The 12037-nt window shown below is 57.8% G+C and carries 7 protein-coding genes and 2 tRNA genes; 6 read left to right on the top strand and 3 right to left on the bottom strand.

Translation table 11 applies throughout. From position 1 onward, the window contains the following. On the top strand, positions 1-5644 hold a 5644-nt coding region (locus tag G5179_RS20515), incomplete at its 5' end, for a type I secretion C-terminal target domain-containing protein (protein WP_421259014.1). Positions 5645-5714: 70 nt separating this feature from the next. Here the strand turns inward: G5179_RS20515 and G5179_RS20520 are convergent. Further along, positions 5715-6209, bottom strand: coding sequence for a hypothetical protein (locus tag G5179_RS20520; RefSeq protein ID WP_216980216.1), 495 nt, complete (start codon positions 6207-6209; stop codon positions 5715-5717). A 185-nt stretch (positions 6210-6394) separates the two neighbouring features. Here G5179_RS20520 and G5179_RS20525 point away from each other — a divergent pair, with 185 nt between their 5' ends. Then, entirely contained in the window at positions 6395-8347 is a 1953-nt protein-coding gene (locus G5179_RS20525; RefSeq protein ID WP_005348383.1) for a sensor domain-containing protein, read from the top strand. Positions 8348-8403: 56 nt separating this feature from the next. On the opposite strand, the gene rraB is transcribed toward G5179_RS20525, so the two are convergent. Then, entirely contained in the window at positions 8404-8739 is a 336-nt protein-coding gene (rraB, locus tag G5179_RS20530; RefSeq protein WP_041234500.1) for a ribonuclease E inhibitor RraB, read from the bottom strand. A 264-nt stretch (positions 8740-9003) separates the two neighbouring features. On the opposite strand from rraB, the gene G5179_RS20535 reads away from it, so the two are divergent. Further along, positions 9004-9079 (top strand) — tRNA-Phe (locus G5179_RS20535). A 4-nt stretch (positions 9080-9083) separates the two neighbouring features. Then, positions 9084-9159 (top strand) — tRNA-Asn (locus G5179_RS20540). On the opposite strand, the gene G5179_RS20545 is transcribed toward G5179_RS20540, so the two are convergent. Then, complete coding sequence (locus G5179_RS20545) at positions 9138-9380, bottom strand: hypothetical protein (RefSeq protein ID WP_337072498.1); 243 nt, start codon at positions 9378-9380, stop codon at positions 9138-9140. The genes G5179_RS20540 and G5179_RS20545 overlap by 22 nt on opposite strands. 192 nt (positions 9381-9572) lie before the next feature. Here G5179_RS20545 and G5179_RS20550 point away from each other — a divergent pair, with 192 nt between their 5' ends. Together G5179_RS20550 and G5179_RS20555 are read left to right on the top strand one after the other, a co-directional pair. Further along, positions 9573-10847, top strand: coding sequence for an alpha/beta fold hydrolase (locus tag G5179_RS20550; RefSeq protein ID WP_421204137.1), 1275 nt, complete (start codon positions 9573-9575; stop codon positions 10845-10847). A 350-nt stretch (positions 10848-11197) separates the two neighbouring features. Continuing rightward, positions 11198-11923: a carbonic anhydrase gene (locus tag G5179_RS20555; protein WP_421204139.1), complete on the top strand. Its 726-nt coding sequence runs from the start codon at positions 11198-11200 to the stop codon at positions 11921-11923. Positions 11924-12037 lie beyond the last annotated feature (114 nt).

The following is a 12037-nucleotide window of genomic DNA, read 5'->3' on the forward strand; positions in this document are numbered from 1 at the left end:
CTTCGAGGCGACCGTGAGCGGCGGCAAGTTCAGCACCACCGTAGACCTGGGCGCCAGTGGCCTGGCGGATGGCAAGTTCACCGTGAAGGCGGACGTGACCGACCAGGCGGGCAACCCGGCGACCGACAGCGAGAATGCGATCCTGGACAGCGTAGCTTCCTCAGCACCGACCGTGACCATCGTTGATGACACCAATAATGACCAAATGCTGACCAAGGGCGAGATTGGCAATGATCAGATCCAGGTTCGGGCAGAGGTCAATCATGCTGACTTGGTTGCGGGCGGCAAGGTGACGCTGACCATCAACAATGGTGGGGTGAACAGCACTGTCCAATTGACGCTCAAGGCCGATGGCACCCTGCTGGCAAGCAATGGCAAGAGCTACGGCTATCAGAACGGCACCATCAGCTGGACGGAAACGACCCCGGCCAACGGCAAGTCGCTGACGGTGACGGCGACCCAGACCGACAAGGCGGGCAACGTCTCACTGCCGGGCAGCGACAACGCGCAGATCCTGAATGAAGCGCCGGAGACGGCGAACAAGCAGGCAAACGGCCAGGAAGATGCAGCCAGCATCGCCATTCCGACCCTCAGTGGCAGCGACATTGATGGCAACGTGGTGAGTTTCACTATCAAGAGCCTGCCTGCCAACGGCATCCTCTATCTGAACGGTGTGGCGGTGACCGTGGATCAGAGCATTGCGGTGGCGGACGCCGGCAACCTCACCTTCACTCCGAATGCGAACTGGAACGGCAACACCAGCTTCAACTATGCGGCGGTAGACAACGACGGCGCCGTGGATGCGAGTCCCGCAACCGTGACCATCAAGGTGGATGCGGTCAACGACCTGCCGACGCTGACCATCTCCAACGGGGTTATCGTCTCTGAAGAGGGGTTGGCAAACGGCATTGCCGACACGGTCGGCAATCCGGATACCACCAATGCCATCAAGGCGTCCGGTACCCTCTCGGTGGGCGACATCGACAGCAGCACACTCAACATTTCCCTGAATGGACCGGCCGGGCTGACGTCCGGTGGGGCAAAGGTCCAGTGGAGCTGGGATGCGGGCAGCAAGACGCTGGTTGGCTACACAGGGGTGATTGGCGGCGCCGATTACAAGGCTGTGGTCGAGGTCAAGCTGACGGCACCCAATGCCAGTGGAAAGGGTGAGTGGACCTATGACGTGACCCTCAAAGGTCCCCTCGACCACGGGGATACGACCTCGGAAGACAAGTTGTCGTTCCAGCTGGATGTGGAGGTCTCCGATGGCAGCGGCGTCACCAAGGAAAAGCTGGATGTCAGCGTTGAGGACGACTCCCCCATTGCTGACAACAGCGATGCCGTTTCCGTGGTGAAGACCGATATTCCGAACGTGCTGACCGGGCTCTTTGACCTGACCAGGTACAGTGGCAACCAGAGCACTCTGAACATGGCGGGCTTTACTATCAGCGCCCTGGGCTTCAAGTCGGCAACAGACTCCTCACTGGTAACGGCGGTGGTCAACGGTTCCAGCTCGGGGCTGGGGGTGGCCAGCGGAGCTGCGCCTTACCACAACCTCGCCAACGAGATTGACTTCCGTCACTTTGCCGACGGATCGTCCGCCTCCGAGCAGCTGATCGTCAGGCTGGATGCGGGCAAGGTTGCCTACGGCGCCAACATCAAGTTCAGCAAGATGTTTGGCGGCGAGCTGGAGAGCGGGGTCGTGGAGTTCTATCGCGGTGGTGTACTGATCAGTACCCTGGTATTCAACTCCAACGCATCGGGTGGGGAGTTCAACCAGAACTTCCAGGTGCAGCAGGGTGGCTTTGATACCATGGTGATCAAGGCGACCAACAACGGCAGCACCAATACCTCCGACAACAGCGACTTCACCGTACAGAGCATCGAGTTCCTCGGTTCCAACACGGCGCAGGCAATCGCCTATGGTTCTGGCACCGTGACCCCGCAGTGGGGGGCGGATGGCAAGGGCTCCATCGGGCTGGTAATGGACCCGGCAACCTTCGAAAATGGTCTGCGAACGGCTTCCGGTTCTGCCATCGCCATCACCGCCAGCGGCGCTAATACCCTGGTCGGGGAGGATGCGGACGGCAACCTCATCTTCAAGCTGGAGTTTACGCCGGCCACAGGCAAGTGGGAGTTCTTCCAGTATCAGCGCATGTCCAAACCTCTGGGTGATGGCGACATCGACTTCCAGGTCCGGGTGGTGGATGGTGACGGCGACGCCAGCATTGGCTCCTTTGCAACCAAGCCTCTCTTCACGCCGCTGGTTCAGGGAGTCTCCAGCGAGAGCGTAACCGAAGGGGGCAATCTGCTGCACAAAGTCACCCTGTCAGATGCAACCCAGGAAGCGACTGAATACGATTTCGCCATTCGTGGTTCGGGCAACAACCCCGCCTCCAACCAGGATTGGGGCAATGCCCAGTTCAGCAATGGTGTGACCTATAACAGCACTACCGGCAAGATCACGGTACCAGCCGGCGTGTCGGACTTTACTGTGACCATCCCGACGGTGAACGATCGCTTGGTCGAAACGAACGAGACCCTCTCGGTGACCATCGGTGGGCAGAACGGGACCGGCACCATAGTGGACAACGATCGGGCGCCGGTGACCACGGGTGGCTACAGTGCCGGCAAGGAGGACGCGCCACTGGTGCTGAAGTGGGCCCAGTTTGGTGCCAGCGATGATCAGGCCGCTTCTGACCTGAGCGTGCAGATCAACACCCTGCCGCTGAGCGGCAAGCTGGAATACCTGAACGCTGCTGGTCAGTGGATTGCAGTGAAGGTGGGGGATCTTGTCTCCTACGCCGATATCGACAGCGGCCATCTGCGCTTTGTGCCTAGTCTCAATGAATCCAGCAGCAATGCCCTCAATGGTGGCGGTACGACGACGGGCAACCAGCAAGGGGACTACGCCACTCTGGGTTACCAGATCAGCGATGGTGCCAACCTGAGTAACTCAGGCAAGCTGGTGATCGATATCACGGCGGTCGCGGACAAGCCGGTGGTCGACATCAGCCTGACCGGCAACGGCGTCCCGCTTTATACCCAGTACCCGTCGTCCGGCATCTCCACCGGGGCGTTCCAGAGCAGCAACTTCAACAAGGGCAACTTTGGCATCACCAATAGTCTGACCGACAGCACCACCAGTCAGGATCAAGTGGTGGGCGGCAACGGCAATGACTATATCGTCAGCGTGAAGGGCGGCGGCGATTACTTCGTCGGCGGTGCTGGCAATGACGTGCTGGTCGGTGGCAACTCCACCTCAGGTGACACCCTCGACGGCGGTACCGGCAACGATATCCTGGTGGCCGGATTGGGTGGCGACACCCTGTTTGGCGGCGCCGGTACCGACCTGGCCGTACTGATGGGCTCGCGTGCCAACTATGTCATCGAGCGCAGAAGTGACGGCGGTTTCAACTTCCTGGTGAAGGAGAACGGCGTCACCATCAGCAAGTCGCTCTACGACATCGAGTTGGTGCAGTTTGATGACGGCATTTACCAGTTCAACCAGACCGACGGCACCCTGACGGCGGTACAGCCGAGTGTGGTGGATTACCCGCTCGAGATCACTGCTTCCCTGACCGACCGTGATGGTAGCGAGCAGTTCGACAGCCTGGTGCTGACCGGCATGCCGACGGGGTCGACCCTCTATCAGGGCTCCACCGTGCTCGGCACCGTGGGGGCCGATGGCACGCTGACGCTGACCGGTCTGTGGAACCAGAGCGCGTTGGACGTCAAACTGACCGGTCTGACCCTGCGGGTGCCGGGCAGCAGTGCCGGCCAGTTCGACCTCAAGGTAGAAGCCATTGCCAAGGAAGTGGCGACCGATCAGACCAGCAGTGCATCGGATCAGGATTCGATCCGCATGAGCTACTTCCTTTCCACCGAAGGGGAGCCGGGCGATCAGAACCGCACCTATGGCAACGAGCACAATATCGTGGTCGGGGATCTGGATGGTAGCGTGGTACTGCCGGGCCAGAACTACAACATCGCCTTTATGGTCGACAGCTCGGGCAGTATCGGCACCAGCGCCATGAACACCATCAAGAGCCAGTTGGCACAGGTGTTTGCAACCCTCAAGACCAGTGCCGGTACTGAGGGGGCAGGCAAGGTCAATATCTTCCTGGTGGACTTCGACAGTCAGGCCAACAAGTCCATCAGCGTGGACTTGAAGGACCCCAATGTACTGACCAAGTTGCAGGCCGTGCTCGACAGCATGGACGGCAGTAACTGGAACGGTGGGGCGACCAACTACGAGGATGCGCTCAAGACTACCTCCAACTGGTTCAACAGCGACACCGCCAAGAACAACACCAACGCGAAGAACTTGGCGTACTTCATTACCGATGGGGCACCAAACACCTATTACGACTATGAACAGACCAACCCTATCGTGAATACGAAGACCAACGAACGTCTCGATTCGTTTGTCAACGTCAACAACTATGTGGCAGGGGAGGCCTTCTACGCCAACATAGGTGGTACCAACAGGGTGCTGATCGATGCTAGTGGCAGGGTTCAACAGTGGTCGCAAAACAGCAATAACAAGTGGAGCTCGACCACCATCGGGACCTTGAAGGCACAGGGGGATGGTACCTTCGAGATCTCCACCTCCTATGACAGCAACTACTGGGCATTGCAAAACGCTCTGGCTGTTCTGCCACTTCTGTTGGCCAATAACGTGACGCTGGAAGCGATCGGCATCGGCAGTAACGTCTCCATCGATACCCTGAAGCTGTTCGACAGTGATCAGATTGTGCAGTCCAACGTGTCAGCCAACGATCTAGCCAACGCCATCTTGGGCACCTCGGTGAATAACCTGCCGGGCAGTGACCGGATCGACGGCGGTGCTGGCGACGATATCCTGTTCGGGGATGCCATCCACTTCGCCGGTATCAATGGTGAAGGCTACGCGGCCATCAAGCAGTATGTGGCCGGCAAGCTGGGCGCAGGCTCGGTGACTGATGCCCAGGTCCATGACTACATCACGGACCATGCCAGCGAGTTCGATCAGTCCTCCAGCAATGACAAGGCGGACGTGCTGATTGGTGGGGATGGCAACGACATCCTGTTCGGTCAGGGTGGCGATGACTTCCTGTTCGGTGGTGCCGGCAACGACATCCTGTTCGGTGGTGCCGGCAACGACACCCTGTATGGCGAGAGCGGCAACGATACCCTGTACGGTGGCAGTGGCAACGATACCCTGTTTGGTGGAATCGGCGACGATAACCTGATCGGCGGTCTGGGCAATGACATCCTGGTCGGCGGGCTTGGCAATGACATCCTCAAGGGGGATGGCGGTGCCGATACCTTCACCTGGCTGCAGGGCGACACAGCCGCAGGCAGCGTTGCCAAGGATTACGTGGTCGACTTCTCCAAGGCGGAAGGTGACAAGCTGGATCTGAGCGACCTGCTGGATCACGATGGTTCTCGTAACCAGAACGATCTGAAGAGCCTGCTGTCGGTGTTCCAGGACAATGAAGGGGTACATCTACAGGTCAAGGAGAGCAGTACTGCGCCGGTGACTCAGGAGATTGTACTGATGAACCATACCTTCGATAGTCTGACGGGGGGGGCCGGTACCACTGCCAACCAGGTGATCGATTACATGTTGACTAACAACATGCTCGATATCGACAAGTAAGCCCAACTCGGGGCAATAAAAAAGCGGCAGAGTAATCTGCCGCTTTTTTTATCTTTGCAGGTAAGTGAAATCAGTTGCCGAGGGTGGCGAACAGGCTCTGCTCCAGAGAGCCGCGGGAGACACAGACCGGCTTGATGGATGGGGCTGGTACGCGCTCGCCTGAGGATTCCACAAAGAACAGCTCGGTGTTGCCCTTGACGTTGACAGTGGCCACGCTGCTGTTGCCGCTCTGGGTGATGATCAGGTTGATCTGCAGGTTCGGGTTGCCCAGTGCAACTTTTGAACCCATGGTACCGCAGTCCAGCCACTCCAGTCCGTCGGCTGATTGGTTGACATTGGCGGTCATCAGGCCGGCACCGCGCTGACTGTTTTCGATGGTGAGGCCGTGATCGGTGAACCATTTCTCGGCGCGAGCCCATACCAGATCCACCGGGATCGCCATCTCCTGGGTATTGTTGGTCGCTTTGGCGACCGGCGGATTGTAGCGATACTCCTCACCACCGTTATTGTCACCAGCACAACCCGCCAGCAACAGCGCCAATGCGCACCCCATCATCTTTTTCATCTTGCTTCTCTCGTCCATTTATCAGGCCATTGGCCAACCGGTGCCTATTATCACCTGAGCGACAACCTCTGTCAGCATGCGTGCTGCATCGGTGTAAACTGAGGGGTTACCGTGGGTGCTTTACAAAATTGGTTTGCTATCATAGATTTGCTCGAAATTCCTCCATAAGCGCCTCTGTGACCAACATGCTTACCCCGGATCTGCTGCAGCAGATCATCGACCAGTTGCCAATGAGTATCTTTTGTCGTGATAGGCATGGTCGCTACCTGTTTGCCAATCGTGAATTTGCCATTGAGGCCAGGCTGGGTTCACCCGCCGAGGTGGTCGGCAAGAGTGATGCCGAGATGCCATGGGGTGATGTATTTCGCACTGAGGATGCGCAGTTGCTGACGGGGGGCGTTCCCTTGCTTCATCAACAGTTGCACTGCAACCGGGGCGGTGAGACCTGCTGGATGGAGGTGCACAAGATCCCGCTTTACACGGCTCAGGGTGAGCCATACGCCGTATTCGGAATGGTCAACGAGATTGCCCAGCGCAAGCACCTGGAACAGACGGTCAAAAAACAGCAGTTGTTGCAGCGTTTTCTGCTCGATGCCATCCCTGACCTGATCCGTTTCGATGATCACAACGGGGTGTTGCTGGAGTGTAACCAGGCATTTCTCGACTTTATTGGTCAGGGGGCGGATGAGGTGCTGGGTCAGCAGATACCATATCGGTTGGCGGCCCCCCAAGGGATGGGCCACGGCGAATGTTGCCTGCTGGATGCCAGCGGGCAGGGGCGGCACATGGAGATCACCCGGGTCGATGTCCCCGATGGTGATGGTCACTCCCTCGGGATCCTAACGCTGGGACGCGATATCACCGGCTTGCGGACCACCCAGGCGCAGTTGCAGCAGGAGCAGCACTACGACAGCCTCACCGGGCTGCTCAAACTCTCCCGTTTCTTGCAGACCAGCCGCCATTTGGGGGGCCGCAGCGCCACGCTGGTGCTGGTCGATCTGCACCACTTTCGTGAGGTTAACGATCGTTTCGGGATCCGGATTGCCGATCGCCTGCTGAGCCAGGTGGCCAAGCGACTACAGCAGTTGGTTCCGCCGCGAACCCTGCTTTGCCGTGTGGCTGCCGATGACTTTTGTCTGCTACTTCCCGAGTTCAACGAGCCTTTGCTGGAGTGGAACCAGCATCTGCAGCAGCAGTTGATGGAGTTCTATCAGGTGGAAGAGCATCGTATCCAGATTCCGGTGTTTCTGGGGTTGGCTCAGGGGCGGGCAAACGATGCCGAGCGGTTGCTTAGCCACGCCGAAGCAGCGTTGGCGCAGGGCAAGCGGCAGCAGCAGTACTGCACCCTGTTTGATCCTTATCTGCAGGCGAGACTTAAGCGGCGCCAGCTGATCGCCGCCCAGTTGCCGCTCGCCATCAAGTCATCCCAGCTGATTGCCGTCTATCAACCCATTATCAGCAGCACAACCCATCAGCTTTGTGGCGCAGAATTACTTTGCCGCTGGCCGCATCCTGAACTTGGCATGATCTCGCCGGAAGAGTTCATTCCACTGGCGGAAGAGATGGGGATCATCGGCCAACTTGGTCAGCTGATGCTGGAGTTGGGGTGTGCTCAGTTGGCCCAGTGGCAAACCGCTCGGTCGGATATGGTGCTCTCCATCAACCTTTCGCCGTTGCAGTTTCGTGATCCGGCGCTCTGCAAGCTGGTGCAGGGCTGCATTGCCCGTCATGGTCTGAATGCAGGCCAGCTGGAGCTGGAGATCACTGAAGGAGTCTTGATGGAGAATGCCGATGAGATTGAGACCAACCTGGATAACCTGATCGCCGCCGGTTTTCAACTGGCCATCGATGATTTCGGTACCGGGTATTGCTCGCTGGCCTATCTGCCAAGGCTCAAGGTCGCCACGCTCAAGCTGGATCGCAGCTTCACCCAGGGGTTGGTCAGCAACAGTGCCACCACCGCCATCGTGCGATCGGTCATCGGACTTGGCCATGAGCTGGGGATCCGCATTACTGCAGAAGGGGTGGAAACCGTCGAGCAGCAGTTGTGGCTGACCCAGGCGGGTTGTGATCGGCTACAGGGCTATCTGTTCAGCCCCCCGTTGCCGCCCGACCAGTTTGCCGCCAGTTATTTGTGACAGTCTGCAATAACAGAGAGGCCACCCACAGGTGGCCTCTCTGTTTGTGGCAGGGATCAATCCTGAAAGTAGGTGCCCCAGCCATCGTAGTCCACCCCATATTTTTCCAGGATGGGCAGCATCTTTTCGATATCGGCAACGATGGCTTCGACATCCAGTTTGCACTCGATGGTGGCATCGAAGCAGAAGATGGTGGCGCCGTCATCCAGCTCCATCTCTTCGGCATCGGTCACTTCAAATCCGGCCTTGAACAGGTCAACCGCTGCTTTTTCCAAACGGTCGAAATCCTGGCAGGCGAAGTGGTGCTCGATGTCGTAATCCGCATCGGGATTGCTGCCATCGGCCAGCAGTTCGTTGACGATCTCGGTGGTCTCATCACGCCACTCTTGCATATTCAGACTCATGTTGCCTCCAGGCGGTATCATTGCGGCAAAGCATACTCGCAGAGTGGATTCGGCTCAATGTGGCTGACCTGCTGACCCTCTAATTTCTATCATATTGACGCTGCCTGTAGGCATGCAGGGGCCAGCAAGTGTGGGAAAAGGGACTGAAATGGGTGATATATGGCCATGTCGTTCGGTTGTTGAGCGAACGCGCTTTTTATCGTGCCATCATGGTTGACACTCTGCGCAGGAAAGGGTTTAATGCGCGCCGTTGCCCAGATAGCTCAGTCGGTAGAGCAGGGGATTGAAAATCCCCGTGTCGGCGGTTCGATTCCGTCTCTGGGCACCACAATTCCTCCTTAGTTCAGTCGGTAGAACGGCGGACTGTTAATCCGTATGTCACTGGTTCAAGTCCAGTAGGAGGAGCCAAATTCGAAAAGCCCGCTCAATCGAGCGGGCTTTTTCATTTCTAGTTGCTGTTGCATGCCGCCAAAAAGAGCGTCGCACCACAGGTGGCACTGAACAACAGCATTCCGGTCTGCAGCATGCTGCCAGGGCAGGGCTTCTTCTCTCTTTTTCTGGCCCTGATCCACTTCGGTTTCATCACGTTTCCTTATCCATTTTGTCGCACTCCTGTGCAGGCTCGCCATCTTTGTTGAATGGCGCCATGGCGTCAATCTCCCTCGCAAAACAATTAATTCAGCACAGTTGAACCGTGTCTTCTCTGGAGATGTTTCGACCTTTAAGCCATTGTTAACATTTTGGAAAACCTGAGTGACCCTGTGGCCTGGCGGGGATATGATGGGATCAATGATGTTCCCATCCTGACGGAGAGATCCCAGATGAGCAGCCCCTTGAGCTATGTACTGGACGGCATTCATTGCGAGCCGCACTTTTTTACCGTTCCCCTCGATCATGATGAGCCGGATGCTGACAGCATTACCCTGTTTGCCCGTACCCTCTGCCGTAAAGACAAGCTCGATGAGAAGTTGCCCTGGCTGCTGTTTTTGCAAGGGGGGCCGGGATTCGGGGCGCCGCGCCCGACGGCTAACAGTGGTTGGCTCAAGCGGGCGTTGCAGGAGTTCAGAGTGCTGCTGCTGGATCAGCGTGGCACCGGGATGTCGAGCCCCATCCATGGGCATATTCTGGCCAAAATGACACCGACCGAGCAGGCGGAGTATCTCGGCCATTTTCGCGCCGACAGCATAGTGCAAGATGCCGAGTTCATCCGGCAGGAGCTCAGCCCCAAGCATCGCTGGAGCCTGCTGGGGCAAAGTTTTGGCGGTTTTTGCTGCCTGACCTATCTCTCGCTCTTCCCCGATAGCCTGCGGGAGGTCTATATCACCGGCGGCATCGCGCCGATTGGCCGCAGCGCCGAGGAGGTTTACCGTGCCACCTACCAGAGGGTGGCTGACAAGAACCGTGCCTTCTTCGCCCGTTTCCCCCACGTTCAGGGGATTGCCAACCGGTTGGCCAACCATCTGCACCAGCATGATGTGCGGCTGCCCAACGGTCAGCGCCTGACGGTGGAGCAGTTCCAGCAGCAAGGGCTGGATCTCGGTGCTACGGGTGCCTTTGAGGAGCTTTATTACCTGCTGGAAGAGGCCTTTATCGGCGACAAGCTGAGCCCGGCCTTTCTTTATCAGGTGCAAAGCATGCAGCCATTCAATACCAACCCGCTGTTTGCCATCCTGCACGAGGCTATCTACGCCGAGGGGGAGGCGACTCGCTGGGCGGCGGACCGGGTCAGAGGGGAGTTTCCTGCGGTGAACTGGGTGCCCGGCAAGGATTTCACCTTCACCGGAGAGATGGTTTACCCCTGGATGTTCGAGCAGTTCCGCGAGTTGCAGCCCCTGAAAGAGGCGGCTCATCTGCTGGCCAACAAGGCGGACTGGGGGGCGCTCTATAATCCGGCCCAACTGGCCCGCAACAAGGTGCCGGTAGCATGCGCCGTTTATGCCGAGGATATGTATGTGGAGTTTGACTACAGTCGCGAAACTCTGCGTGGTCTTGGCAACAGTCGCGCCTGGATCACCAATGAGTATGAGCACAACGGTTTGCGTGCCGATGGTGAGGCGATTCTTGATCGCCTGATCGCGTTGAATCGCGACCGTTAATTGCCGTTATCGGCAACCATCGCGGGAGCCCGGACTCCCGCGATGGTTGTGATGGATGGTTGTTATGAAAGCGTGACTCCCTGAACCTTGACTCGTATCCGCCAGACGATGAGTGGATAGCTGGCTGATTAATTTCCCCCTCTTTCACTGTATCTGCCGATCCCTCACCATATACTTGCCAAACGACTCTGTATTGAGCCGCGGTCAAACCGATTGACCAACCCGTGCTCGTTACCATTAGAAAGTCGCTCCGATGCTCTGTATTCCGCGTATCTGATATGCCATCTCTGCATGCCCCGCTATCCGGGGGAGGGGATGGTCGTGCTTTTCAATCAAGATAAGGATGTATGATGAGAAAGTCTCTGTTGGCCTGCTCCCTGTTGCTGTGCCCTGTCGTGTTTGCTGCCACCCCCCATTGGGAATATAGCGGTGAGGCGGGACCTGCCCACTGGGCCAAGCTGACCCCTGAGTTTAGCCAGTGTGCGGGCAGCAATCAGTCGCCGGTTGACCTGAACGGATTGGTCGAGGCCAAACTGGCCCCGCTGGTACTCCACTATCAGGCGGGTGGCAACACAGTGGTCAACAACGGTCATACCGTGCAGGTCGGTTATGCCCCGGGCAGCACCTTGCAACTCGATGGCACCAGGTTTGAACTAAAGCAGTTTCACTTCCACGCCCCGAGTGAGAACCTCATCGAGGGCAAATCCTATCCGCTGGAAGGGCATCTGGTGCACGTCAGTGACAAGGGAGAGATCGCCGTGGTGGCGGTGATGTTCGAGGCTGGCAAGGCCAATCCGGTGCTGGCGGCAGCTTGGAGTGTATTACCTGCCAAGGTGGGGGAGATCCAGGCCCTCAAGGCGCCGCTCTCTGCTGAGCAACTGCTGCCGGAAAGCCATGACTACTATCGCTTCAGCGGTTCCCTTACTACGCCTCCCTGCTCGGAAGGGGTGCGCTGGCTGGTGATGAAGCAGCCGGTTGAGGTCAGTCAGGCCCAGATCGACGCCTTCAAGGCGGTGATGCACCACCCCAACAACCGACCGGTGCAGCCCCTCAATGGGCGCGTGGTACTGCAATAACACAGCGTTGCAATAGCGCTGCAGATAGCAAAATGTCTAGTCCTGAAATAGGTTTACACATTTTCAACTAGCATTTTTCTACTCAGAACCCTCTATGTACCGCATCGGGGATTC

Origin of the sequence: Aeromonas sp. 600886 (assembly GCF_049174935.1) — a bacterium.
GTDB classification, from domain to species: domain Bacteria; phylum Pseudomonadota; class Gammaproteobacteria; order Enterobacterales; family Aeromonadaceae; genus Aeromonas; species Aeromonas veronii_A.

Bases quoted from the DNA above. Each gene is read 5' to 3' on its own strand.
- G5179_RS20520 (WP_216980216.1), bottom strand. From the start codon at position 6,209: ATGAAAAAGATGATGGGGTGCGCATTGGCGCTGTTGCTGGCGGGTTGT.
- G5179_RS20525 (WP_005348383.1), top strand. From the start codon at position 6,395: ATGCTTACCCCGGATCTGCTGCAGCAGATCATCGACCAGTTGCCAATG.
- rraB (WP_041234500.1), bottom strand. From the start codon at position 8,739: ATGCAAGAGTGGCGTGATGAGACCACCGAGATCGTCAACGAACTGCTG.
- G5179_RS20545 (WP_337072498.1), bottom strand. From the start codon at position 9,380: ATGGCGAGCCTGCACAGGAGTGCGACAAAATGGATAAGGAAACGTGAT.
- G5179_RS20550 (WP_421204137.1), top strand. From the start codon at position 9,573: ATGAGCAGCCCCTTGAGCTATGTACTGGACGGCATTCATTGCGAGCCG.
- G5179_RS20555 (WP_421204139.1), top strand. From the start codon at position 11,198: ATGAGAAAGTCTCTGTTGGCCTGCTCCCTGTTGCTGTGCCCTGTCGTG.